The organism is Alkalimarinus alittae, assembly GCF_026016465.1.
Lineage (GTDB): Bacteria > Pseudomonadota > Gammaproteobacteria > Pseudomonadales > Oleiphilaceae > Alkalimarinus > Alkalimarinus alittae.
Genome location: NZ_CP100390.1, coordinates 1,745,559 through 1,769,279, shown reverse-complemented (window position 1 = coordinate 1,769,279; position 23,721 = coordinate 1,745,559). Strand labels below are relative to the sequence as shown.

The following is a 23,721-nucleotide window of genomic DNA, read 5'->3' as shown; positions in this document are numbered from 1 at the left end:
AGAGCGGGTAACTCCCGCCCCTGCTGCAAGTCAAAACATTCGAAAAGCACTTTAACTATCTGAATCACAAACTTTATTATTCATAGCAGGCGCCTTATCGGCAAGGCTATACCGTTCGACTTTTCGAGTCGCGACACTATACGGAACTACAGACGCTTTAATATAGTCGACATTAACATCTTCACCTTCGATCTTTTGAGTGGTTACGGCAGGCAAACAACGCACTGATATTAATAAGCGGCTTTCTAGGTCAACGATACTTTGCGCGCTCTTTGCATCGGTAATCGACACGCAAGCATAATTGTTATCCGGTACAGGCTTACCCGATAACGATAAGTCTGAAGCCATATCTCCACATGCAACAATCCCCTCATTCGCTGCGGTGCAATCATTGCTGGTTGAGGCCTGATCTGTCAGTGTCCACTTTCGATCACTGCACTGAGTTTCAAGAACAATCTCTGTGGATTTATTATCTGATATCGCCCAGGAAGGGTATTCAGCGGTCTTCCAAGAAAGAGCGAACATTCGCACCTCCCCTTGGGAGTTTTGTGCAGAAAAGCTACCATAATGTGAATAATAAGACGCGCAACCTACGGTGTTTAATATGACGGTGACTAACATTAATCCCTTAACTACTTTTATCATTTACCTTACAACCCTAAATTAAACTCTACCAGCTTTATCAAATAGACGAACGATACGAATGGCCAGTCTACCACGCCCACCTAGCGCAATGTATCCAGCCTTCACAAATTGAGTATTTGTAACACGCTTTTATAGCTAAAATACTACTCGTCAGGCACAAACATCAGTCCGAACCCATCTTCACCCTTTCTAACCACAACCATATCCAATATAGGCGCTTCAAAAGGCAACCCTAACATTTGCACTGTAACGACACTTCCTAATGGAGGAAAAACAGACTCACCTACGATAACGTAAACGCCACCATCTGAAATATCCCTCACATAGAATATTCCGTCGCCTACTATTTCGTGTGTCACTTTTATTTTTGCATTTAGAAGTGTTCTTGCGTGAACTCGTTTATCACCCATATTCTTAACTATCGCCTTAACAACTTAACAATATTGAAAATTCACATTGTATTCATGATCTTGATCATTACTTGATGATAGCACTGGACTTAAAATGAGCGAATAAAAATAGAATATTTATATTTATTTCTTGACAACACACACCTAATTAATGAGAATTATTATCATTAGCATTTTCATTAAGAGAGTTTTATTTTATGTTTAGCATGAAACGCCTTATCCCAACAGCCATTGCTTTAATGGGCACTACAGCCGTCACCTCCGTACAAGCCAACGAGGAGGTTAACGTATATTCGTACCGACAACCTTTTTTGATGGAGCCCATCTTTGATGCATTTACAAAAGAATCTGGCATCGATGTTAATGTTGTATTCGCTAAAAAAGGTCTAACCGAACGCCTAAAGCGTGAAGGAAAAAACAGCCCTGCCGATTTAATTTTTACTGTTGATATCGGCCGACTTAATGAAGTAGTTGAAGCCGGCGTTGTTCAAGGTGTCACAACCCCTGAACTCGAAAAGAATATCCCTGCCCAATATGTAGGCCCAGAGGGACAATGGTACGGGCTCACTACACGTGCTCGCGTAATATACGCGTCTAAAGATAGAGTTGCTGAAGGCGCTATCACACGATATGAAGATTTAGCTAAACCCGAATGGAAAGGTAAAATCTGTACCCGTAGCGGCAAACACCCTTATAACGTTGCTCTAATCGCTTCGATGATTGCCAATAACGGTGAAGCAGAAACTGAAAAGTGGCTAACGGGCGTAAAAAACAATTTAGCTCAAAAACCTCAAGGTAACGACCGCGCGCAAGTTAAAGCAATAAAAGAAGGCGTTTGTGATCTAGCCATCGGCAACAATTACTATTACGGTAAAATGTTGATGGATGAAGAGCAGTCAGATTGGGCACAAGCCGTTAACATTGTGTTTCCAAATCAAGCTGACCGAGGAACGCATGTTAATATCAGCGGTGTTTCACTTACCAAAAGTGCACCGAATAAAGATAACGCTATTAAGCTGATGAATTTTTTATCTAATGGACCTGCTCAAAAAATCTACGCAGAGCAGAACTTTGAATACCCTGTTAAGCCAGGCGTTGGCCCTTCTGCACTCGTTGCATCATGGGGTTCATTTAAATCAGACACGTTACCGCTAACCGATATTGCAAAATATCGCACCTTAGCCGCTAAACTTGTTGATAGAACAGGCTTTGACAACTAAAGTAGTCGCCTGGGCGTGTTAGACATGCCCAGGCCTTTTATTCGCTTGCTACGGCTTAATTAATGTATACACAGACCAACACACTCTCTTTTAGCCGTTTTTTTCGTAATCCTTGGTTTATGTCCTCTGCGTTTATAGCTTTCATGGTCGGCCTGCCGATTATTGCTGTCTTTTATCTCGCGTTTTATCCTGAAGAGAACATCTGGCCTCATTTAATTGATACCGTTTTACCGGGATATGTCTCTAGCACATTAATTTTAATGGCCGGTGTTGGCTCACTCAGTCTATTCATGGGTGTGGGTTCAGCGTGGTTAGTCACCATGTGTAAGTTTCCCGGACGTAAGATGTTAGAGTGGGCGCTATTGCTCCCTTTTGCAGTACCCGCCTATGTTATTGCCTATGTCTATACAGACCTGCTTGAGTATGCAGGAATAGTGCAAGGTTCACTGCGCGAAGTGTTTGGTTGGACCACATACAAAGATTACTGGTTCCCTGAAATTCGTAGCATGGGGGGCGCCATTACTATGATGGCGTTAGTGCTTTACCCCTACGTTTATTTAATGAGCCGAGCCGCTTTTTTAGAGCAATCTATGTCGTTGTTTTCTGTGAGCCGAAACCTTGGACATACCCCTCTTCAAAGCTTTCTAAAAGTCTCCCTGCCTGTCGCGCGACCCGCTATAGCCGTTGGCCTATCGTTAACCTTAATGGAAACGTTGAATGATTTCGGTACGGTAGACTTTTTTGCAGTTAAAACCCTCACCGCAGGCCTGTATGACACCTGGCTAAACATGAATAATTTAGGTGGGGCTGCACAAATAGCCAGTTTAATGCTTATTTTTGTTGTAACGCTTATCTATATGGAACGTTTTTCCCGACGAAAACAAAAGCAGTTTGAGTCAAAAAATCAAGGCCAGTCTCTTGAACAATTTCAGCTGCGAGGCATTAAAGCTGCAGCGGCAACATTTTTCTGCTTACTGCCTGTAGTGGCGGGTTTTTTAATTCCGATCTGTGTTCTGGGCTACTATGCATTTCTGTACTTTGATGTAAGCTGGACCAGCGACTTTGTAAGCCACGCAATCAACAGCTTTACACTCTCTGTCATCGCAGCCATTACCACCATTGTACTGGGTGTTGCACTCGCCTACAGTAAACGCCTTAACGCCAAAGGTATTACAAGCCTACTCGTCCGTTTTTCTGGGCTGGGTTATGCAATGCCAGGTGCCGTATTAGCGGTTGGCATTATTGTGCCATTTGCGGCGTTTGATAACGCACTCGATGACTTCTTAAGACAGCATTTCGGTGTATCGACAGGGCTTTTATTGAGCGGCACTACGTTTGCGATCATTTTTGCTTATACGGTGCGCTTTCTTGCTGTTTCAGCAGGGTCAGTAGAATCCAGTCTCGCCAAAGTAACACCAAGTATGGATATGGCTTCTCGATCACTAGGGCGCAACACCTTTAGCACGTTAATTCGTGTTCACCTACCAATCATTCGAGGCGGAATACTCACGGCAGCACTGGTAGTGTTTGTTGATTCTATGAAAGAGCTACCTGCCACATTGATATTAAGACCGTTTAACTTTGAAACCTTAGCTACACACGTGTATCAACTGGCGTCTGATGAGTTATTAGAGCAAAGCGCACTTGCCTCTCTCATTATTGTTTTAGTCGGAATAGCGCCGGTGATTTTTTTAAGTCGATCAATCTCATCTAGTCGCGCTAAAAGGTAATACGCGAACCCGTTAGACCGTTAGAATCATTCGCTTTTTTGAACCACGAACTCACCCATAAAGCTAACACAAACCTCACCGCCACAGATGATATCTGAATTAATTTTCAGACGAGATTTGCCCATCCTCCGGTATATTTTTAAGAAGCGCTGCCAAGCGGCATTATCAGATTGCTCACTGATCGAAACAAACCCAGTTGTGACAGGCTTATGGTAATGAATACGTCCGTCAAAAATCACAATCACCCCCTCTTCTTTTGCCTCCCGTAATTTTAGGTACAACACCCCCCATGCAGATAGCACTGCCGCACAATATAAACTTCCGCCAAAAGCAGTATTTTTATGATTCACATTTGCAGCAAGAGGCAACGCTATCTCTAACGTTTGCCCATCATATGACTCAACCTTTGCCTCTAACCCGCCCACTAATGGGATATTCTCATCAAAGGTCTGCTGAAGTTCCTTTACTAAATCCATTGGCCTACTCTATTTAATAAGTGTTTTGCTTACCATTCATCCTAAAAAACATACATAACGATGTAAACTAGACTTTGGACTACTTAAAGTAGATTAATCGGCACCGACACTTGACACTATTTGGCTGAACAAGGAAGATTCTCTCCTTTACAATAAAGACGTGTTATATTTCATCCGGCAATAATTTTTCGTTCATTCAATAACAAAAAAATATCAACACCCAACTAAAAGTGGAACCACTGAATGGATCGCGGCGAACCTCAGCTAATACGGAAAAGTAACAGAAAAAGTCGATCAGCCTTTATCTGCACCAAATGTAGACAAGGCAGAATGGAGCCTATAATTCAAGAAGGCGAACCAGAGTACACCGACTTATTCGAATGTAACCAATGCCATAATAAAGCCACAATCCCCTCATTAGTAATTATTTCTAGTCAGCTGGTTTCTGCAATATTGGGTGGTGCCCTATCGGTATACCTCTTTATTCAACACTTATCTAAAGTATTAAGATCTTTCCAATTCAATACCAGCGATAATCTATCGATAAATTTCACGCTATTAGCGATAGCCGGACTATTTATCGCAGGTTTCGCGTATGTGTTTTATCGCGCATTTGTAGGCATAAGCCGAAGAAGTAAATATAAACGTCATTAACCTATACAGAGGTCACCATGTTGAAGCCAATGAAACTCATTGCATTAATGCTCGCTTGCTCGGTTTCTTTAGTTGTCGCGGCAGAACAAAAATCTGTAGCGATCACTCAAATTGTTGAGCACCCAGCCCTAGACTCCGTTAGGTTAGGTGTTAAAGATGAACTTACAGAGCAAGGCTTCATAGCTGGGAAGAACCTCAAGTGGCAGTATGAAAGCGCACAAGGCAACCCAACCACAGCCGCTCAAATCGCGCGAAAGTTTGCCGGAGAAAGTCCTGATGTCATTGTTGCTATTGCCACGCCGTCTGCTCAGACAGCCGCTGCAGCCGCTCGTAATACCGCGATCGTTTTTTCTGCTGTTACCGACCCAGTAGGCGCCAAGCTTGTTAAGAACTTAGAGAAACCTGGTGGCAACATTACCGGCACGACCGATATGCTACCCGTTAAAAAACATCTAGAACTGGTCAAGCAGCTTGTTCCTAACATCAAAACCATAGGTACGATATACAACCCAGGTGAAGCAAACTCTGTCACCATCGTCGAGCTACTCGAAAAAGTGGCTCCTGAGCTTGGCATTAAAGTCGTTAGATCGGCCGCCACAAAGTCATCTGATGTGCTGACTGCGGCAAGATCATTAGTCGGTAAAGTAGACGCTATTTACCTACCGACCGACAACACGGTTATTTCTGCTGCTGAAGCCGTCATAAAAGTGGGTGAACAAAATAAATTGCCCGTCATTGCAGCAGATACAGACACCGTCAAACGTGGCGCCATTGCTGCACTAGGTTTTAACTACTATGACGTAGGTCGGCAGACCGGTGCCATCGTTGCACTGATTCTAAATGGCCAAAAACCAGGGGATATTCCGGTGCAAGGGGTTAATAAGATGGAACTTCATATTAACCCAGGAGCTGCAGAGCGTATGGGACTCACATTACCCGAAGGCATATTAGAAATAGCGAAAGAAGTGATTCGCTAAATACTATAAATTAAAGCCGTTAAGCAGGTTATACCAACTAAATAGCCCGGTTCATATCGACTAGCATCGTTATTCCGATAACGATGACTCGTACTACACGTTAAAGAGGTAATCTGTGAGTCAAATTGCATTTCTGGGTGCCATAGAAACGGGCCTTATTTTCGCGTTAGTGGCCTTTGGCGTTTACCTGTCTTTTAGAATACTAGACTTCCCAGATTTGACGGTAGATGGCAGTTTCCCACTTGGGGCAGCAGTATCTGCCGTGTTGATTGTAAATGGCTTTAACCCTTGGTTAGCCACATTTGCTGCGATTCTAGCAGGCGGTCTGGCAGGGGTTTTAACGGCTTGGATGAATGTTCGCCTTCAAATCCTCAATTTATTGGCCTCGATTCTCACGATGATCGCCCTTTACTCTATCAACCTGAGGATAATGGGTAGGCCGAATATTGCATTATTAGGCGAAAATACGATTCTTACTCCTCTTGAGCAAATTGATCTACCTTATTATGTCACTACACCTCTAGCCTTTTTTGCCATCGCTATCGTTGTACTCATTGCGCTAGTCTACTTTTTAAAGTCTGAAACGGGGCTAGCTATGCGGGCTACCGGTGCGAATGCACGTATGGCGCGAGCACAGGGGATCTCAACCTCTGCCATGATCATTCTAGGTATGGCCCTTTCAAATGGTCTAGTCGCACTCGCAGGCGCTTTATTTGCGCAAAGCCAAGGCGCTGCGGATGTGACAATGGGGGTTGGTGTTATTGTTGTCGGGCTCGCTTCTGTCATTGGCGGTGAAGCATTGATATCCACCCGAACGCTACTGTTAGCGGTTATCGCATGCCTCGTCGGCGCAGTACTTTATCGCCTTGCTATCGCACTGGCGCTTAATGCAGATTTTATCGGCCTACAAGCACAAGATTTGAACTTAGTAACAGCGGCACTGGTTGCTATGGCGATTGTATTACCTCGCTTTAAACCCTCGATGAAAGCGTCTGGTGGAGGTGCGTCATGATTAATATCGATAACCTCAGAGTCACGTTTGGCAAAGGCACCCCCCTTGAAAATAAAGCGCTAAGAGGCCTGTCTTTAACCGTCCCAAAAGGCCAGTTTGTTACCGTCATTGGGAGTAACGGAGCAGGAAAATCAACATTTCTTAACGCCCTAAGTGGTGAAACCGCTGTTGATAGTGGCGCCATCACCATAGCCGACCAACAGGTTACTCACCTACCAACCCACAAACGCGCTCACCTCGTATCAAGAGTTTTTCAAGACCCCTTGGCCGGCACATGCGAAAACCTGACCATTGAAGAAAACTTGGCATTAGCGATAAAACGTGGGAAAAAGCGCGGATTAGGGTTGGCTAATAAAAAGCAATATATAGAATTTTTTAGAGAGCAGCTTCGTTACCTTAATCTTGGCCTAGAGCAACGACTACAAGATAAAATGGGGCTGCTATCTGGCGGTCAACGACAAGCTATTAGCCTTTTGATGGCGACACTGAAACCATCTGAAATACTGCTATTAGACGAGCACACGGCTGCACTCGACCCTAAAACAGCCAAGTTTGTATTAGACCTCACTGAGTCGATTATCGAGCAACATCAATTAACCGCTATCATGGTGACCCACAGCATGAGACAAGCGCTGGATGTAGGCGACAGAACAGTGATGCTGCATGAAGGAAAGGTGGCCTTTGACATCGCCAATCCAGAGAGAGAAGGCCTTGATGTACCTGACCTACTAAACCTATTTGAGCGAAATCGAGGGGAAACCCTTGCTGATGACGGCCTACTGCTTAGTTAAAGATCAGTCAATCACTTTACCTAAATTACATACGCTTTCTTCTTAATACTATTGATCATAACGTCGCCCCCCCTTTGTCACTTCCGACATAGCAACAGGGTTTATATTTCGTTATTCTTCTCGCATCATTCTTTAGGAGACTTTACTTAATGGACGTTACTGCAACCCACCAATTTGATCATAGTGCGGAAACTCTTTTTAATTATTTTTTTGATATCAATAAAATAGAAGATAAAAACCAGCGTTTAGGCAGCCAAAATATTGAGATCGAATGCTGTGAGCTTGTCGGAAACGAGGGTAAAATTCGCTTTAGTCATGATGTTTCAGCCACTGGTGAGGTCCCTTCTTCCTTAAAGTCTTTTCAAAAAGAAAAAAATAGAGTCACACAAACAGAGCACTGGGTGATACAAGAAGACGGCTCATACACGTGCCAATATGATGTTGAAATAAAGGGTGTACCCGCCACACTAAAAGGCAAAATGCACCTCGTTCCCCAAGGTCAAAGCGCCACTAATAATGTTTCTTTAAACATAAAGTGTAAGGTCCCTCTGCTTGGACGCACGATTGCTAAGTTTCTTGCGAGTGATGCAGCTCACCAAATGGAAGCAAGCTATCAAACTATAAAAGAACAGCTTACTGCGAGTTAGTAACTCAAAATAGTTAAAACCCGCTGGCAGCAACTGCGATAATAACTAATACCGTAATAAAGCCTGCCACAGTAAATGTTAACGGTCTCTTATCCGCATACTTATAGGCTTTCTGTTGCGTCCCTGTTTGTTCTAATTCAAGGGACGCATCAGGCTCACTCACGTTTTTACCTTGCTTATCGAGCGCCACCAAAATTAGCGTAATATTGTCACTACCGCCTTTATTTAACGCTTTTTCTAACAGCACATCAGTAATCGCATCAAGTGAATAACCTTGCTGAAATGCTGACAGAATTTCCACATCATCCATTTCGTCAGATAACCCATCACTGCAAAGCAAAATTATATCATCAGGGCTCAAATCACCTTCTACATGACCCACAGTCCAATCGTCATCATTAATGCCTATTGCATGCATTAATATCCGCTGCGTTGGGTGTAAACGCGCTTCTTCAGGGCTTATTTCGCCTATATCAACTAAGTACTGAGCTTGGTTATGGTCGACCGTTAATTGACTGATACCTGTTTGACTATTGATCACGTAAGCACGACTATCCCCCACCCAGCATATCTCGTAATGCGTACCCTTGAGGTGGGCCGCTACAACGGTCGAGGCCATACCCGCAATATCAGGCTTGTCTCGCCCCAATTTAATAACGGTTGAATGTGCGCCCTTGATTGCTTGCGTTAGTGTGGTTTCTAAACCTATTTTTCTTTCAATTGTTTGAGACACTACTTGGCTGGCAAAATCCCCATGGACATTACCACCAACCCCGTCTGCGACGAGCCAAAGCCCCAGTTCAATATTTTCTATAAAACTATCTTCATTACAGGCTCTTAGGTGGCCGATGTGCGATCTAGCAGCAGATTTAAACATGCGAACTCATTAGCACACCCCCGAGGGAAACTTGAAAGAATACTGTTAAGTATAGGCTAAATTTGGGCATTTATACCCAGCCATGGCTCCCCGCAACAGCACCCGCAACCGTTACTAGGCTAATGAGTAATAGCAGCCAGTGCATATTTTGAATGGTTGTAAATGTTTTTTCTGGTTGCAGCTTGGCTCTGCGAATAAATAACGTGTGAAGGAATAAAGGCTCCAGCACAAACAGCATTAGGGTGAATATTAACCACACAACCACCATCATGGTCATCCACCAATATTCAAGCTGACCAAAGCGACTCCAGACGCCTAAACTATGTACAAGGTAGAAGCCAGAAAGGCCTGCTAGTACAGTGGTAATACGAGACTGTATAGCAAACCGACCTTCTACTTGCTCAAAAAAAGCAACGCGCTCCTCCACGGTTTTAAATCGTCGCACAGACGGTAAAAGAATCGTTGTGACCATTGCAACGCCACCAATCCAAAAAACAACACTAAGTACATGTAGCACGCGTGCCACAATCAAACCTTCCATAACATTTTTCCTGTGACAGGTATTTAAGCCTTCACGTAATGCCAATAGAAAGTAATCGAGCCATTAGCTCGGCAACTTAGACCACTATAGACTTCCTAGTGATTGATAACGTTCCATCGGTGAGTGAATGCCATGTTCACTCTCAAGATAATCTTTTATGTCGTCTGGGCAGTTGATGTAGAACAACATAAAGTTACGTCGTAGCTCAATATCATTAGTAATATCGGCAAATTTTATTAACGCTATTAAGTCATCTTCCTCTGTGAGGTGATAACGTTTTTTATATTTATTCTGGGCACGAAAAGCCATTTTTGTTAGGTGAAAAACGCAGGTTTGATTAAGCAGTAACCGTTTCATTAATTTCTCCACATAAACCCATTCAGTACGGACCCACTCCATATGGACCTATTTAATAATTAGGCCAATATTATGAAACCTGCCAGTTTAAATGACGAAAATATGAATTTATTGTGTATTTACCCTAAGGTTTATTAGAACACTGACTCACAATAAACGTTAGATTCCATATCTTTTAGTTTTTTACGCGTACAAAATATTTTAAGCTTATAGACATAACGCGAACGTTACGCTCATCCCATAAACTCAAGACCCTCAAATATGAAACGACCACACGTACCAAAACACAGTTTTTTATTACTGCTTATCAGCTTGCTTATTTTATTAATTGTCCCCTCATACGTAAGAGAATATTCGCCACTTGTATTTGAGGGTATAATGTTAAATCCGTTTATATCTGTCATTTTCTTAACGTCTCTGTATTTGGTTAATGATAACCGCCATTTCTTAATGGTAGGGTTGCTTATATTGCTGCCCGTCATCACCATAAATATTCTGTATTATTTCGACAAACGATACTTAAATTCGTTGATAGGTACGATTTCATATATCGCTTTTTTTAGTTATATCAGCATCTTTTTAGGGCGCTTTTTAGCGCAAAGTAAAAACGTATCGATTAACGTTATTTATGCTGCCGTATGCCTCTACTTTTTTATTGCCATCATCTGGTCATTTATCTATATCGCCACCTACAACACTTTAGAAAATGCATTTTCGTTTTCAGACGCACTCCCCTCCAACCTAAACCCACACGACGATTCAATATCCGTCTTTTCATACTTCAGTTTTGTAACGATGACGACTTTAGGTTATGGCGATATAACGCCCATACACCCAATCGCCAGAGCATGGGTATCAGCTCAAACAGTATTGGGTCAACTTTATCTTGCCATTGTAATGGCGAGATTTGTGGGGCTATATATTTCAGAAAGTAAAAAAGAGAATTAGTTAGATACTTGCAAGAAAGGTGAACCCCCGCTTGTGCAGGGGTTCAATAAACCCGTTTACATAGTCGTAAACTGAGTGGCTATTCTGCCTTTATACGAAATATCGTTGCATAAAACACAGGCACGATAATCAACGTTAAAACAGAGGCGAATAACAATCCAAACATGATGGTAACAGCCATCGCAATAAAGAATGCATCTCCTAACAGTGGCACCATACCTAAAATGGTAGTCAATGCTGCCATCGCGACCGGTATTAGTCTGCTAACACCAGAATCTAGTATCGCTTGGTAAGGCGGCTTACCTTCGTCTAACTCAACGTCGATCTGATCAACTAAAACAATGGCGTTTTTAATCAGCATCCCGGCCAAGCTCATAAACCCTAATAGTGACATGAAGCCAAACGGTTGGTTGAAAATTAACAACCCGGCCGTCACCCCTATTACCGCTAGTGGTACCGTTAGCCAAATAACCAATGTTTTCTTAATAGAGTTAAACAAGCAGATCACAATAAATATCATCAGCCCAAAAAACACCGGCAATGCTGCTGCAATTTGCCCTGACGCTTTTACAGACGACTCTTGCTCACCACCCCACGCCATATAATAACCCGGCATGCCTTCTATCGGAATTTGATCATTCCAACGAATCGGTACTGTTTTGGCGTTATATTTTTCACCTTCTTTAAGCGGTGATGCACCAGAATATTGTTCAAGATCAACCCCTATAGCTTGCTCGACCTTGGGTTTAATACGGGCAAATAACTCACTCGGTAACCCCGTACGTTGATCCACATGAATACGAATCATCGAAACTCTATTCCACCGCCAGATATGAGGGTCTTCAAACTCAGTTTCAAAACGAGACATCACCTGTCCAATAGGAATCATCTGCTGTGCTGCAGGGCTCCATATCCTTACTTGATCAAGACTCTCAAGATCTGCACGCTCGGACTCTGGGGCTCGAGCAATAATAGGTAGCAACTCATCCCCTTCGCGATAAACACCCGTGTTAATCCCTTCTACTGCGTATTTAAACGCATTAGCGACATCTAGCCGTTCTACACCTGCAACTGACGCGGGCGATTCTGAAAACTGAGGGCGTAATACTTTAACCTTACTGCGCCATTCATTTCTTACCGCTTTGGCATCAGGGTCGGCTTCAATTTCAACTAACGCTTTATTTGCTAAACGACGTAACTCACTGGCATCTGGCCCTAGTATTCTCAGCTGAATTTTACCCCCTGTAGCTGGGCCATTAACAAATAAACGAACGTTGACATTAGCCTCAGGAACAAACGCCTCTAGGTCTTCCTGAACCTGAGTCGTTAGCGCTGCCATTTTTTCAAAATCATCAATATCGACAATAATACGTGCGAAGCTAGCGTAATTGTATTCAGGCGTATAGGTCAGTAAGAAACGGATTTCACCACCCCCTACCTGTGAGGTCAAATGAGTAATAGGCGCATACTCTTTAAGCTTATCTTCAACTCGTGCCACTCGCTTAACGGTTTCATTAATGTCTGTTCCTTCTGGAAACCACAAATCTATATAAAACTGAGGACGAGTCGAATCTGGGAAAAAACTATTTTTGAGAAAACCAAAACCATACAAAGAAGAGCCAAATATAAGCAGCACCACACCAATAGTGACCCAACGGAAACGTATGCAACGATCTAGGAATGATCTATACGCTCTATAAAATGGCTTATCGTAGGGGTCTTCGGTTGCACCAGGCTTTTGCTTTTCGGGCTTTAAGAAGTATTCACATAATAACGGCGTTATCGTTACTGCTGTCACCCAGCTCATTGATAGTGAAATAAGAATGACAGTAAATAGTGACCGCGTGTATTCGCCAGTACTGTCGTCATTTGTACCAATAGCCGCAAACGCGGTAATCGCAATGGCCGTTGCACCCAGTAACGGTATCGAAGTTTGCCCTACAACAGCAATGGCGGCCTTTAATGCGTTCTCACCCTTATTGATTCTGATGCGGATTCCATCAGTCACCACAATTGCATTATCAACGAGCATTCCTAATGCGATAATCAATGCACCCAATGAGATTCGCTCTAATGTAATATTGAGCATCGCCATGAAGATAAATGTCCCCATGATGGTCACCACCAGAACGGCACCAATAATAAGGCCACTCCTCAACCCCATAAACAACAGCAAAATTAATACAACAATCACAACGGCTTCAATCAAATTGATTAAAAAACCATTGATAGCGTCAGTAACGGTATCAAATTGAATAGAGATTGGGTTCACATCGATACCCAAAGGAATATTCGGCATGATTAATTCTATTTTTTTGTTTAACGCCTTTCCCATTTCTACAACATTACCGCCAGAAGCTGTGGAAATAGCCAACCCTACGGCTTCTTTACCGTCATAACGTAAAAAGTTATCAGCTGGATCCTTAAAGCCTCGCTCGATTTTCGCAACATCACGTAAAAATATTTGGCTATTATTATCGCTTTGTCGCGAGCGGATTAGGAGGTCACCAAATTCTTGCTCTGATTGAAACTCCCCTGTTGGATTAAGTGCTATACGGTCAGCGCCAATGGTGACATAGCCCGAACTGATTGCTGTATTTTTTGCCCCTAACGCATGGTAGATATCATCAGGTGAGACGCCTAAATCAGACATTTTTTCTCGCAGCATTTCTATATATATAACTTCTTGCTGCACACCATAAAAGGAAATTTTCTTAACATCCTGAACCGTTAGTAGCTCACGTCTTAGGTATTTCGCTAGCTCATACAGCTCTGGATTGGTATACCCCTCTCCCGTTAGTGCGACAAAAACACCATATACATCGCCAAAATCGTCATTGACAATCGAAGGCCCGGCACCAGGTGGCAAGTGCCTCTGATTGTCGTTAACCTTTCTGCGAAGCTCATCCCATACTTGAGGTAAGCCCGTGGCATCATATTTATCTTTCATCGTGACTTTAACGATCGAAAGCCCACGGGATGACTTAGACTCGACTTTATCTAACTGCCCCATCTCTTGAGCTGCTCGCTCAATTAAGTCGGTCACTTCTTTTTCAACCTCAGCCGCTGATGCCCCAGGATACGAGGTAATCACCACCGCCTCCTTAATGGTAAACTCGGGGTCTTCAAGTCGGCTCAGATTATCAAATGCAATTGTCCCTACCACTGCCAAAATGACGGTAAGGGTCCACGTAATAACTCTATTACGAATACTCCACTCAGCAAGATTCATTAGTACGCTACCTTCTCAATCGGTCTAATGATTTTGCCTTCTCGCATTTTGGTCACGCCGCCCACAACAACCATATCCCCTAAATCAATACCGGTTACTTCAATTTCGCTTGAACCTTTTAAAGCTCCCATTACAACAGGCTTTTTCGTCACGCTCGTACTAGACTTATCGACAACCCACACAAATGCATTACTATCTTCATCTGCCACAACCGCATGTAGCGGTAACAAATAAGTACTGCTAACGGCATCGGTATTGACCTTTGAGGCCATCACTTTTGCAGTCATCCCAGGTAAAAGTGCAATCCCCTTGGTATCGTTCATGCCTAACACAACTTCAAAAGTTTGCGTGTTTGAATCTGCTTCGGTTGAAAATTCTTTCACAAATAGGTCAAACTGCTCATCTGGAAACGCATCAAATGTAGCGCTGACTTTTAGTGAATCTTTATCATTATTTCGTCTAGATACGAGGGATTCTGAAATGTTGATCACCACTTCCAACTGACTAATATCCTGCAAACTAATAACTGCTTGTTTAGCTTGTACATCTTGAAAGTTTTCAACATAACGTTTAGCAATCGTGCCTGTAAACGGCGCTTTAAGCTCTGCATCATCGAGTGCTTTTTCGGCTTTTTCTGAATTTGATCTTGCCACATCAAGCGCTGCTTTTAATTTGTCGTATTCAGCCTTCGATATAAACTTTTTAACCAGTAACCCTTCTGCTCGCTTAAAGTTTGATTCAGCATTGATTAAGTCAGCACGAGCTGCGCTTAAATTACTGCGATAGTCCCTATCATCAAGCCGCCCCAACACTTCTCCCTTTAATACTTTTTGACCTTCTTTCACAGGAAAGAATTTTAACTGCCCTGGCACCTGAAATGATAAGTTTACCCGCTGTGAAGCTCTTACTGTCCCAGGTAGCTGCCTGTTAACTTCATTACTAGCGCCTTTAACAATCATTATTTTTGCAGGCTGTATAATTTCTTTTGCAGAGCCTGTTTCTTCTTGTCCACAGCCCATTAATGCCAAGCTAATAACTAGAGGTATAAATCGTTGATAATGCATATAGATTCCGTCCACCGTCTATAAATGAGTAAGCAAGACTCTTCACACCTGTGAAATATGCTCAACCCGCGTTTATTTAGAGTTTGATATGTGATTATTTAATGAGAAGAATAGCTAATTAAGGTGTTTTTTTCACCGTTTTTCTCAATTAATTACGGTAAAAATGAACCATTTTAAAGGTCATAAGCCCTTGATAACACAAGATGATGGCGCGTTTATATAGATGTATATCGATATTAACAATTCAGAAGTGCTAAAATTTTGCTTCGATACATTGCCGTTAATGAACGCCAGCTATAACGCTGAAAATCTGTTCTTAACGCCGTATCAGGTGAAGGATAGGTTTTTAACAAACAATCCACTGCAGCAATAGACTCCTGCTCAGGAGAGTCTATATTTGACGCATATCGATACTTAACGGGGATCAACTGTCGATATGAGAGGCGGTCGGGCACCAATGGCAAGCACCCTGCAGAAACCGCCTCCATAACAGAAACCCCCTGAAACTCGTGTATTGCGGTTGATAAAACCACATCACACTGAGTCAATAACGCTTTATACGCTTGGCTATCTGCTAAATAACCAAATGTGTTGATATACGCTGAAAAACTATTTTTGATCTGTCTAAACTCATCGGGTACTTGCCTAAATGCTTCGCCCACAATATTTAGCTCAAATAGTACCTTTCTGTTTTTAAGCTCACTAATGAAGCCTAAAAGCCTATCGGGGCCTTTGTCATATTCCCATCGATGATTCCAGACCAGTTTTATAGGCGCGCACTGTTCTCGAATCAAGGGACGAGGTAACTCAAACCAGTCGTCATTAATAGGGACAGGTATAACAGATGACTTACTCGCTAACGTCTGACTCAGGCTCATCATTACATAATCGGGTAGCTTCCCCATTAAGCGATCGATACCCGCAAAAAATGAGTCTCGGTTAAATTCAGAATTGAAAAGAAGTGAGTCTGCGGACATCGCGGCGTACAGATTAACCATCTGAGGCTCGATACTGGCCGGCTGGTTTAGTGTTTTAGGGTATTCAAACTGGTTTTCATGAAAATACATGAGCGATGGCGTGGTTGCTAATGATGGAAAAATACCTTTAACGGTCGCTAAATCGACCATGGAGGTTGCAACAATAAAATCATAATCCCTCGAAAGTTCGGCGCTGTACTCAGCCAGAAAACTAATAGGGTTACCTCTAATGCGCCAACTGAAGTATCTGGCTGGCAGCGTCACAACAGTCCAGTCGTATTCAGCCAGATATTGCACTAGCCCTTCCCGCCAATAGCGATGACTGCCTGCATCATAGGCAGACAACAACAGCCCTTTCGCTTTTTTTGGCATGGCAGACGCTAGCGAGGAAGCCAAAACATCATGACAACACAAAAAACAGTCAGCAAGATCACCGCTGTTTTAAAGTTCATTCGCAGGCCGGCAATATAACCATCTCTAGCAGGCGATATAGCCATACCACACCGCTGACAGATAGGCGCCGACCCTTTTGCGATAGGCGCTTCTAATGGTGCCTGACAATTTGGACAACAACGTTCACTCATTCAAAAATCTCTACAAACCCAACTATCTCTAAATATTCATACTGCATTAGGTGGAGTATATATAATTTTGATAAGTATTGTTTGATCAGTATCAGGCTCTAAGCTGGGTTTTAGGTCGCACTACCGGAATAACTCAAATCGCCCCATCTAATCCCTAACCCCGTAACAAGCTTAAGCATATGAGAAATCAAAGTATTAGACCGCTTACTTAAATATCCACATAATATAAAAACATCAACTGCATATAAATAAAGGCAATTAACTGTCGGTGTTGTAAAACCCGCAACTTTAAGTGTCAAATAGTCTAATGACGACTAAAGAGGCACCTATAATGTCTAATGAAGCAAATCATTAAGCTTTTCATTTTATTCTCTGAGCTGAGAAGTAAACCACTTAAGGTGCTGATGGATCAGCACCTTTTTTATGTCAAGCAAAAGCACTATATATAGTGATTTTTACAAAAAATAATTCTCATCAATTAAATGGTCATTCTGTCATTGTTTAACTCTTTTTAACCCGTATAATGCCTGAACTCAGCAGCCACTATGTCTTATCGCAAGACGCTCAATCGTGTATCGCTGTACATAAAATAATAAATAATCAAACTTCACAAAACACTATATAGTGTTATACTCAACACCATCAAAGCGGATATATTGGGTTTCATCCAATTATTAACTAATAATAAGAACAAACTCCAACTTCGCTTTAAAACGCAATCAATTTTTTATATTTATCTCGTCAAATATTCGAATGCTCTAAAAACAAGGGCTCTCCTGTTAGTAACAACTAACACTACATATAGAGCCTTCGGTATTTGACCATTTTGTCGCTAGAGGGCTGAAATGAACGCTAAAGTTGAACCAATCACCACCCCCATACCCATGCAAGACGCTTCGCTGGATATCTGGAGCACTAAATACCAGCTAAAAACTAAAAATGGTGATCCGGTTGATAGCGATATCAAAGCCACTTACTCTCGCGTTGCAAAAGCGCTAGCAGAAGTCGAAAGCAAAAAGACAAAAGATAAAGTTCACAAAGATTTTGTATGGGCATTAGAGCACGGCGCTATTCCTGCTGGACGAATTATGTCTAATGCTGGCGCCGGAGATCACAAGCCTGCGACCTCTACCATCAACTGTACCGTTTCAGGCATCGTCAATGATTCAATGGACGACATTCTGTTTAAAAACCATGAAGCGGGCCTTACGCTAAAAGCCGGTTGCGGTATTGGTTATGAGTTCTCTACTCTACGCCCTAAAGGTGCCTATGTAGCGGGCGCCGGTGCAACCACATCTGGCCCTCTTTCCTTCATGGATATTTTTGACAAGATGTGTTTCACCGTTTCTTCAGCCGGAGGCCGTCGCGGTGCTCAAATGGCGACATTTGATGTTCATCACCCAGATGTTCTCGATTTTATTAGAGCTAAGCGTGAAGACGGACGCCTTCGTCAGTTTAACTTATCGCTTCTTATTACAGATGACTTTATTAAAGCGGTAAAAGAAGATGCCGACTGGAAACTATCATTCCCAGTAACACAAGAAGAACTTGATGAAGATGGTTTAGACGCAAGCGACACAACTAAATTCACTTATCGCGAGTTCCCGGTTAAAGACCAATATGTCACTAACGCTGCAGGCCTAGTTGCATGCCGCATTTACAGCACTGTAAAAGCGCGCTTCATTTGGGATAGCATCATGACATCTACATACGATTTTGCTGAGCCAGGGTTCATCCTGATCGATAAAGTCAATGAGATGAACAACAACTGGTTTTGCGAAAACATCCGCGCCACCAACCCTTGTGGTGAGCAGCCATTGCCACCTTACGGTAGCTGTCTATTAGGCTCTATTAACTTAACTAAATTTGTTGAGAAGCCGTTTACAGATCAGGCAACATTCAACTTCGATAAGTACCGTAAAGTAGTGGCAATTTTCACTCGTATGCTCGATAACGTAGTTGAGATCAACGGCCTACCACTGGAAGGACAGCGTAATGAAATCCTTAACAAGCGTCGTCATGGCATGGGGATTCTTGGCCTAGGCTCTACGCTCACAATGCTAAAAATGCCTTACGGCGACGAAGCCTCAGTCAAGTTCACTGAAGAAGTGAACCGTGAAATGGCGCTTGAAGGTTGGAGGCAAGCACTTGCGCTTGCAGAAGAGAAAGGGCCTGCACCTATCATGGATGAGACATTTACTGTCACTGAAGAAATGCTCATCAAACGTCCAGAAATGAAAGAAGACGGCTTTAAAGCAGGTGACAGCATTAAAGGTAAAGTACTACATGCTAAATACAGCCGTTATATGCAGCGTATTGCTCAGTACGAGCCAGAGTTAATTGAGAAAATTGCTGAAAAAGGCGCGCGCTTCACACACCACACATCTATAGCACCAACCGGTACTATTTCGTTATCATTGGCCAACAACGTTAGTAATGGTGTAGAGCCAAGCTTTGCTCACCACTATTCACGAAATATTATTCGTGAAAACAAAAAGACCAAAGAGAAAGTAGATGTATTCTCTTATGAGTTGCTTGCTTACCGTCACTTGATCAACCAAAAGGCCATGCCTTACAGTGAAGAAGCAGAGGCAAAACTACCTGAGTACTTTATCTCAGCAGACGAAGTAACGCCTAAGCAGCATGTTGATATTCAAGCAGCCGCTCAATTATGGGTCGACTCCTCAATATCCAAAACGGCCAACGTGCCGACTGACTTCCCTTACCCTGATTTCAAAGACATCTACATGTATGCCTACGAAAAAGGATTAAAAGGCTGTACTACCTTCCGCTTTAACCCTGAAGCATTCCAAGGTGTATTGGTTAAAGAGCAAGACTTAGAGAACACAACTTACGAATTTACACTAGACGACGGCAGTAAAGTAAGTGTAAAAGGAAATGAAGAGATCGAATACGATGGTGAAATTCATTCTGCAGCCAATTTGTTTGATGCTTTAAAAGAAGGCACATACGGCAAGTATTAATTCACAACCAAACGCGTAATACTGACAGTTCCTAACAACCAGCAAAGGGTCTGTCAGATTGATCTCAGTAACAATACAGACAACAGGCATTTGATTATGACCGTCAAAATAACTAAGAAAATTGTCGGCTACCAAGTAAAAAAAGCTGAAGCCGCTACACCTGAAACAAAAGCAGAGAACACATTCGCTCCAGTCGAGATGAATGAAAGCATCGCCCGCCCTGAGTTTTTACTAGGTTCAACCTATAAGATAAAGCCTCCGGTTTCAGAGCATGCACTGTATATTACGATTAATGACATCTTGCTTAATGAAGATACCGATCACGAAATTCGTCGCCCTTATGAAGTATTCATCAACTCTAAGTCGATGGAACATTACCAGTGGGTTATAGGCTTAACACGCGTTATTTCAGCGGTATTCCGAAAAGGAGGCGATGTCACCTTTTTGGTTGAGGAGCTTTCTTCCGTGTACGATCCCAACGGTGGTTACTATAAAAAGGGCGGCGTATTTATGCCTTCATTAGTAGCAGAAATCGGTGCGGTGATTGAAAAGCACATGAAGGCCATTGGTCTAATTGAAACAGAAGAGTTAAGCGATCATACCAAAAAGATCTTGGCAGAAAAGCGTGCTGAGTTTGAATCAAAGCAATCCAATAGCGCCAACGATTCAGATACCGCCTTCCCTGCAAACGCAACCGTATGTAAAAAATGTTCAACTAAAGCGGTCATTGTGATGGATGGTTGCAAAACCTGCCTGAACTGCGGCGATAGTAAGTGTGGTTAAACATATAAACAGCAAACTTCAGACTAAAAGCAAGACGCTCTAAAGTCCTGCTTTACTAATATCTCAAGTACCTGTTTTACTACTCAAGGAGGCATTAGCCTCCTTTTTTGTGCTCGGGCTTATCAGAATGCTTAATAAAACCACTTCAACCCTAAACATTCGGGTGCGACTCAATTACAATAGTCGCCAACGCGCTATCGACTGAGCTAGCCAACCAAAGAACAACGCATCAACATTTAGAGCAACACATCAACAGGAAGTTAGAATGATTAAGAATTGTCTATTCCCGGTTGCGGGTTACGGAACCCGCTTTTTGCCCGCTACCAAGGCAATGCCTAAAGAAATTCTACCTGTGGTCAACAAACCACTTGTGCAATACGCAGTAGAAGAAGCCGTAGCAGCAGGCATGAACAACATAGGTTTTGTAACAGGTCGAGGCAAGCGCGCAATCGAAGATCATTTTGATATTAGTTACGAGCTTGAGCATCAAATTCAAGGCAGCGGTAAAGAAGGTCTTCTCACCTCTATTCGTCACCTTATCGAAAACAATCAATTTTCGTTCACACGTCAACGTGAAATGAAAGGCCTAGGTCATGCCATTCTAACTGGTCGTAACCTAATTGGTGAAAACCCTTTTGGTGTAGTGTTAGCCGATGACCTTTGTGTTGTTGAGCCAGGTGAAGACGAAGTCATGACTCAAATGGCCAAGCTGTACAACCAATTTAGATGCAGCATTGTTGCCATTCAAGAAGTCCCAGAAGATGAAACCAACAAATACGGCGTTATTGCTGGCGAATGCATGAAAGAAGGCTTGTACCGCATCACAGATATGGTCGAAAAGCCTGATCCTAAAGATGCACCTTCTAACTTAGCCATCATTGGGCGTTATATTCTAACCCCAGACATTTTTGATATCATTGAAAATACACCGCCTGGCAAAAATGGTGAAGTACAGATCACTGACGCACTGATGACACAAGCCAGAAACGGCTGTGTACTTGCCTATAAATTTAAAGGCAAGCGATTCGACTGCGGTAGCATAGACGGGTTTGTTGAAGCGACTAATTACGTCTACGAAAACATTTACAAGAAAAGTTAATCTAAAAAGGGTGGGCAACCCCCACCCTTTTAGCACGCCCTCCCAGCAATATAAAAATCGTTTATTAGCGCTCCTTTATAGACCGTTTGGCTACATAACCTCACATTAACTGTGCTTACTTTAAATCTTGAACTAAGATAAAGTTAACACTGTGATGGAGGGTTATACGATGTGGTATTCTCTCGTAGGATTAGTTTCCTCTTTTATGTTCTCCCCTATAAGCCCGGGTGATACATCGTTCTATACCCACGGTTTTATGTTTAGCCCACCCATTTGTGAGCACAAGGTCGTCTTTCCACAACTCCCTCAACACATTGGAGTGCTGGCTGACGATGAATCAACCTATTCTGCGCAACTCTATTTGCCTAATACATTCATGAGAGCAGACTGTAAAAACGAACATCCTGATAAGCTCGCTAATAAATCAGATTGGTTAGAAATGAAGATGACTGACCATATACAAAGCCTCGGCGGAAACGCCCTTATTATTCTCAATTATTCTGTTACCGACAACCGCGCCAAGTTTTCAGCCCAAATATTCATGGATAATGAAAGCATACTGCTCAATGGTGCACTGTTTCTTGGAGGCGACACCCTCCTTACGCTAACCACGCTCGAAAGAAATAGGGTTCGCACTCAAACAGACACTAATCGCTTTATAGCCTCTACATTAATATTAAAGAACCTTTAAATTCGATCTACTATCAACCATAAAACCTACGCCAAAAAAAAGAGGATAAAGCACCCTATAAAAAAATAACTATAACTAAATAGATAAATAGAAAGTGAGATATTTATGGGAACGCCTACCGACGAAGAACTAAAGCACGCACTGAAAACGGCAATAGATATGCGCGAACAAGGAGAAGACCCACACTTTATTGCAAAGTCCCTACTTAATCATCATTATCGACTTAAAAAAATGGAGAAAGTAGTTGAAGCATCCAAGCTTTACTTAAGATCAGGACAGTCAACCATGGAGCACGCTAAAATGGTAAGGGCTCTGGAGCACTATGACAGGATTGATAATGAATCGACAGATTTCAATTCTTTTGGTTTAGATTAATCGATAAGGTTTGCCCGATTACGGGTAAACCTTATACCATCAACTGCAATATCAGCTTTTTATTTTCATCATCACTACGCCTATACCGCTTTAATAATTCAACCTCGTCTTCGGTAGGTAGCAGCTTTTCAATCTCGTTATGAAGGTAATCGAGTGACAAATTCACGTCATGCTCGTCTATAAAGGCCAAGCCAGGTAATTCTAGCTGCTCCTCACCTTCACGATCATAGTTAAGCGCTAATAAGGTTTCTAAAGGCGTACCCGTTTTAAGGCAAAGGTCTATAAGATTATCGATAGTAGGAAAGCATCGCTTTTCTGGCTGTTCGGACTCCCACGCCCTCACAACAGAAGCATCTACCTGACAAATAACGCTAATATCATCTTCTGTCAGACGCTTGTCTTCTCGTAGCTGTTTTAAATGCTTATAAAAGTTCCGCAGGTACTTCATATCTAGCCTTCCCGATAAATCAGCGTTAATCATACCAAACATCAATAGATTATGAATAGCTCTAAAAATCCATTCAGCTAACCTATGGCCACTAACCCTTAACCCTTAACCCTTAACCCTTAACCCTTAACCCTTAAAAAGACACTCACCTCTTAATCATTTGTATAACCCTATATAAAATAGCACTATTCTCGAGTAT

General features: G+C 42.5%; 24 protein-coding genes. 13 read left to right on the top strand and 11 right to left on the bottom strand.

Translation table 11 applies throughout. The features are described from left to right. Positions 1 to 51 precede the first annotated feature (51 nt). Entirely contained in the window at positions 52 to 525 is a 474-nt protein-coding gene (locus tag NKI27_RS08045) for a hypothetical protein (RefSeq protein ID WP_265049148.1), read from the bottom strand. 263 nt (positions 526 to 788) lie between these two features. After that, a complete protein-coding gene (locus NKI27_RS08040) occupies positions 789 to 1,055 on the bottom strand; it encodes a PilZ domain-containing protein (RefSeq protein ID WP_265049147.1) in 267 nt (88 codons plus the stop codon). Positions 1,056 to 1,261: 206 nt separating this feature from the next. Here NKI27_RS08040 and NKI27_RS08035 point away from each other — a divergent pair, with 206 nt between their 5' ends. Further along, complete coding sequence (locus NKI27_RS08035; protein WP_265049490.1) at positions 1,262 to 2,275, top strand: Fe(3+) ABC transporter substrate-binding protein; 1,014 nt, start codon at positions 1,262 to 1,264, stop codon at positions 2,273 to 2,275. Between the two features lie 62 nt (positions 2,276 to 2,337). Further along, complete coding sequence (locus tag NKI27_RS08030) at positions 2,338 to 4,005, top strand: ABC transporter permease (protein WP_265049146.1); 1,668 nt, start codon at positions 2,338 to 2,340, stop codon at positions 4,003 to 4,005. A 26-nt stretch (positions 4,006 to 4,031) separates the two neighbouring features. On the opposite strand, the gene NKI27_RS08025 is transcribed toward NKI27_RS08030, so the two are convergent. After that, positions 4,032 to 4,481 carry a thioesterase domain-containing protein gene (locus NKI27_RS08025; RefSeq protein ID WP_265049145.1) on the bottom strand — a complete coding sequence of 150 codons (450 nt, stop codon included), beginning with the start codon at positions 4,479 to 4,481 and terminating at the stop codon, positions 4,032 to 4,034. 330 nt (positions 4,482 to 4,811) lie between these two features. Here NKI27_RS08025 and NKI27_RS08020 point away from each other — a divergent pair, with 330 nt between their 5' ends. From NKI27_RS08020 to NKI27_RS08000, 5 genes are all read left to right on the top strand, one after another. Then, complete coding sequence (locus tag NKI27_RS08020) at positions 4,812 to 5,135, top strand: hypothetical protein (protein ID WP_265049144.1); 324 nt, start codon at positions 4,812 to 4,814, stop codon at positions 5,133 to 5,135. Between the two features lie 17 nt (positions 5,136 to 5,152). After that, complete coding sequence (locus tag NKI27_RS08015) at positions 5,153 to 6,112, top strand: ABC transporter substrate-binding protein (protein WP_265049143.1); 960 nt, start codon at positions 5,153 to 5,155, stop codon at positions 6,110 to 6,112. A gap of 115 nt (positions 6,113 to 6,227) precedes the next feature. Continuing rightward, a complete protein-coding gene (locus tag NKI27_RS08010; protein WP_265049142.1) occupies positions 6,228 to 7,124 on the top strand; it encodes an ABC transporter permease in 897 nt (298 codons plus the stop codon). Then, positions 7,121 to 7,915, top strand: a complete 795-nt coding sequence (locus NKI27_RS08005; protein WP_265049141.1) for an ABC transporter ATP-binding protein — start codon at positions 7,121 to 7,123, stop codon at positions 7,913 to 7,915. The genes NKI27_RS08010 and NKI27_RS08005 overlap by 4 nt, the downstream gene beginning before the upstream one ends. 149 nt (positions 7,916 to 8,064) lie before the next feature. After that, positions 8,065 to 8,562 carry a DUF2505 domain-containing protein gene (locus NKI27_RS08000; protein WP_265049140.1) on the top strand — a complete coding sequence of 166 codons (498 nt, stop codon included), beginning with the start codon at positions 8,065 to 8,067 and terminating at the stop codon, positions 8,560 to 8,562. A gap of 13 nt (positions 8,563 to 8,575) precedes the next feature. Here NKI27_RS08000 and NKI27_RS07995 read toward each other — a convergent pair whose 3' ends face one another. The 3 genes from NKI27_RS07995 to NKI27_RS07985 all read right to left on the bottom strand — a co-directional run bounded on the left by NKI27_RS07995 (position 8,576) and on the right by NKI27_RS07985 (position 10,337). Further along, a complete protein-coding gene (locus NKI27_RS07995; protein ID WP_265049139.1) occupies positions 8,576 to 9,439 on the bottom strand; it encodes a PP2C family protein-serine/threonine phosphatase in 864 nt (287 codons plus the stop codon). Positions 9,440 to 9,509: 70 nt separating this feature from the next. Continuing rightward, the gene (locus NKI27_RS07990; protein WP_265049138.1) at positions 9,510 to 9,980 is read right to left on the bottom strand and encodes a hypothetical protein; all 471 of its coding nucleotides are present in this window, start codon (positions 9,978 to 9,980) and stop codon (positions 9,510 to 9,512) included. Between the two features lie 84 nt (positions 9,981 to 10,064). Continuing rightward, the gene (locus NKI27_RS07985) at positions 10,065 to 10,337 is read right to left on the bottom strand and encodes a hypothetical protein (RefSeq protein WP_265049137.1); all 273 of its coding nucleotides are present in this window, start codon (positions 10,335 to 10,337) and stop codon (positions 10,065 to 10,067) included. 378 nt (positions 10,338 to 10,715) lie between these two features. On the opposite strand from NKI27_RS07985, the gene NKI27_RS07980 reads away from it, so the two are divergent. Beyond that, on the top strand, positions 10,716 to 11,285 hold the full coding sequence (locus NKI27_RS07980) for an ion channel (protein ID WP_265049136.1): 570 nt from the start codon (positions 10,716 to 10,718) through the stop codon (positions 11,283 to 11,285). A 79-nt stretch (positions 11,286 to 11,364) separates the two neighbouring features. On the opposite strand, the gene NKI27_RS07975 is transcribed toward NKI27_RS07980, so the two are convergent. The 4 genes from NKI27_RS07975 to NKI27_RS07960 form a co-directional block, all read right to left on the bottom strand. Then, positions 11,365 to 14,517, bottom strand: a complete 3,153-nt coding sequence (locus NKI27_RS07975) for an efflux RND transporter permease subunit (RefSeq protein ID WP_265049135.1) — start codon at positions 14,515 to 14,517, stop codon at positions 11,365 to 11,367. Beyond that, the gene (locus tag NKI27_RS07970) at positions 14,517 to 15,581 is read right to left on the bottom strand and encodes an efflux RND transporter periplasmic adaptor subunit (RefSeq protein ID WP_265049134.1); all 1,065 of its coding nucleotides are present in this window, start codon (positions 15,579 to 15,581) and stop codon (positions 14,517 to 14,519) included. The genes NKI27_RS07975 and NKI27_RS07970 overlap by 1 nt, the downstream gene beginning before the upstream one ends. A gap of 236 nt (positions 15,582 to 15,817) precedes the next feature. Then, entirely contained in the window at positions 15,818 to 16,930 is a 1,113-nt protein-coding gene (locus NKI27_RS07965) for a tRNA-queuosine alpha-mannosyltransferase domain-containing protein (protein WP_265049133.1), read from the bottom strand. Positions 16,931 to 16,938: 8 nt separating this feature from the next. Continuing rightward, on the bottom strand, positions 16,939 to 17,142 hold the full coding sequence (locus NKI27_RS07960) for a DnrP protein (RefSeq protein WP_265049132.1): 204 nt from the start codon (positions 17,140 to 17,142) through the stop codon (positions 16,939 to 16,941). 845 nt (positions 17,143 to 17,987) lie between these two features. Between NKI27_RS07960 and NKI27_RS07955 the strand changes: the two genes are divergently transcribed. The 5 genes from NKI27_RS07955 to NKI27_RS07935 all read left to right on the top strand — a co-directional run bounded on the left by NKI27_RS07955 (position 17,988) and on the right by NKI27_RS07935 (position 23,074). Continuing rightward, positions 17,988 to 20,126, top strand: coding sequence for an adenosylcobalamin-dependent ribonucleoside-diphosphate reductase (locus tag NKI27_RS07955; protein ID WP_265049131.1), 2,139 nt, complete (start codon positions 17,988 to 17,990; stop codon positions 20,124 to 20,126). A 96-nt stretch (positions 20,127 to 20,222) separates the two neighbouring features. After that, positions 20,223 to 20,909, top strand: coding sequence for a TSCPD domain-containing protein (locus NKI27_RS07950; RefSeq protein ID WP_265049130.1), 687 nt, complete (start codon positions 20,223 to 20,225; stop codon positions 20,907 to 20,909). Between the two features lie 265 nt (positions 20,910 to 21,174). After that, positions 21,175 to 22,008 (top strand): UTP--glucose-1-phosphate uridylyltransferase GalU, encoded by an 834-nt coding sequence (galU, locus tag NKI27_RS07945; protein WP_265049129.1) that lies wholly within the window; start codon positions 21,175 to 21,177, stop codon positions 22,006 to 22,008. 169 nt (positions 22,009 to 22,177) lie between these two features. Beyond that, complete coding sequence (locus NKI27_RS07940; RefSeq protein WP_265049128.1) at positions 22,178 to 22,699, top strand: hypothetical protein; 522 nt, start codon at positions 22,178 to 22,180, stop codon at positions 22,697 to 22,699. A 105-nt stretch (positions 22,700 to 22,804) separates the two neighbouring features. Further along, positions 22,805 to 23,074 (top strand): hypothetical protein, encoded by a 270-nt coding sequence (locus NKI27_RS07935; protein WP_265049127.1) that lies wholly within the window; start codon positions 22,805 to 22,807, stop codon positions 23,072 to 23,074. 31 nt (positions 23,075 to 23,105) lie between these two features. Here NKI27_RS07935 and NKI27_RS07930 read toward each other — a convergent pair whose 3' ends face one another. Then, the gene (locus tag NKI27_RS07930; RefSeq protein WP_265049126.1) at positions 23,106 to 23,555 is read right to left on the bottom strand and encodes a helix-turn-helix domain-containing protein; all 450 of its coding nucleotides are present in this window, start codon (positions 23,553 to 23,555) and stop codon (positions 23,106 to 23,108) included. Positions 23,556 to 23,721: the final 166 nt, after the last annotated feature.

Excerpts from the sequence above, each read along its gene's own strand:
- NKI27_RS07960 (WP_265049132.1), bottom strand. The coding sequence starts at position 17,142 with ATGAGTGAACGTTGTTGTCCAAATTGTCAGGCACCATTAGAAGCGCCT.
- NKI27_RS08000 (WP_265049140.1), top strand. The coding sequence starts at position 8,065 with ATGGACGTTACTGCAACCCACCAATTTGATCATAGTGCGGAAACTCTT.
- NKI27_RS07985 (WP_265049137.1), bottom strand. The coding sequence starts at position 10,337 with ATGAAACGGTTACTGCTTAATCAAACCTGCGTTTTTCACCTAACAAAA.
- NKI27_RS07970 (WP_265049134.1), bottom strand. The coding sequence starts at position 15,581 with ATGCATTATCAACGATTTATACCTCTAGTTATTAGCTTGGCATTAATG.
- NKI27_RS08015 (WP_265049143.1), top strand. The coding sequence starts at position 5,153 with ATGTTGAAGCCAATGAAACTCATTGCATTAATGCTCGCTTGCTCGGTT.
- NKI27_RS08005 (WP_265049141.1), top strand. The coding sequence starts at position 7,121 with ATGATTAATATCGATAACCTCAGAGTCACGTTTGGCAAAGGCACCCCC.
- NKI27_RS07950 (WP_265049130.1), top strand. The coding sequence starts at position 20,223 with ATGACCGTCAAAATAACTAAGAAAATTGTCGGCTACCAAGTAAAAAAA.
- NKI27_RS07955 (WP_265049131.1), top strand. The coding sequence starts at position 17,988 with ATGAACGCTAAAGTTGAACCAATCACCACCCCCATACCCATGCAAGAC.
- NKI27_RS07980 (WP_265049136.1), top strand. The coding sequence starts at position 10,716 with ATGTTAAATCCGTTTATATCTGTCATTTTCTTAACGTCTCTGTATTTG.
- NKI27_RS07965 (WP_265049133.1), bottom strand. The coding sequence starts at position 16,930 with ATGCCAAAAAAAGCGAAAGGGCTGTTGTTGTCTGCCTATGATGCAGGC.
- galU (WP_265049129.1), top strand. The coding sequence starts at position 21,175 with ATGATTAAGAATTGTCTATTCCCGGTTGCGGGTTACGGAACCCGCTTT.
- NKI27_RS08030 (WP_265049146.1), top strand. The coding sequence starts at position 2,338 with ATGTATACACAGACCAACACACTCTCTTTTAGCCGTTTTTTTCGTAAT.
- NKI27_RS08045 (WP_265049148.1), bottom strand. The coding sequence starts at position 525 with ATGTTCGCTCTTTCTTGGAAGACCGCTGAATACCCTTCCTGGGCGATA.
- NKI27_RS07975 (WP_265049135.1), bottom strand. The coding sequence starts at position 14,517 with ATGAATCTTGCTGAGTGGAGTATTCGTAATAGAGTTATTACGTGGACC.
- NKI27_RS08035 (WP_265049490.1), top strand. The coding sequence starts at position 1,262 with ATGAAACGCCTTATCCCAACAGCCATTGCTTTAATGGGCACTACAGCC.
- NKI27_RS08025 (WP_265049145.1), bottom strand. The coding sequence starts at position 4,481 with ATGGATTTAGTAAAGGAACTTCAGCAGACCTTTGATGAGAATATCCCA.
- NKI27_RS07940 (WP_265049128.1), top strand. The coding sequence starts at position 22,178 with ATGTGGTATTCTCTCGTAGGATTAGTTTCCTCTTTTATGTTCTCCCCT.
- NKI27_RS08040 (WP_265049147.1), bottom strand. The coding sequence starts at position 1,055 with ATGGGTGATAAACGAGTTCACGCAAGAACACTTCTAAATGCAAAAATA.
- NKI27_RS07935 (WP_265049127.1), top strand. The coding sequence starts at position 22,805 with ATGGGAACGCCTACCGACGAAGAACTAAAGCACGCACTGAAAACGGCA.
- NKI27_RS07995 (WP_265049139.1), bottom strand. The coding sequence starts at position 9,439 with ATGTTTAAATCTGCTGCTAGATCGCACATCGGCCACCTAAGAGCCTGT.
- NKI27_RS08020 (WP_265049144.1), top strand. The coding sequence starts at position 4,812 with ATGGAGCCTATAATTCAAGAAGGCGAACCAGAGTACACCGACTTATTC.
- NKI27_RS07930 (WP_265049126.1), bottom strand. The coding sequence starts at position 23,555 with ATGATTAACGCTGATTTATCGGGAAGGCTAGATATGAAGTACCTGCGG.
- NKI27_RS07990 (WP_265049138.1), bottom strand. The coding sequence starts at position 9,980 with ATGGAAGGTTTGATTGTGGCACGCGTGCTACATGTACTTAGTGTTGTT.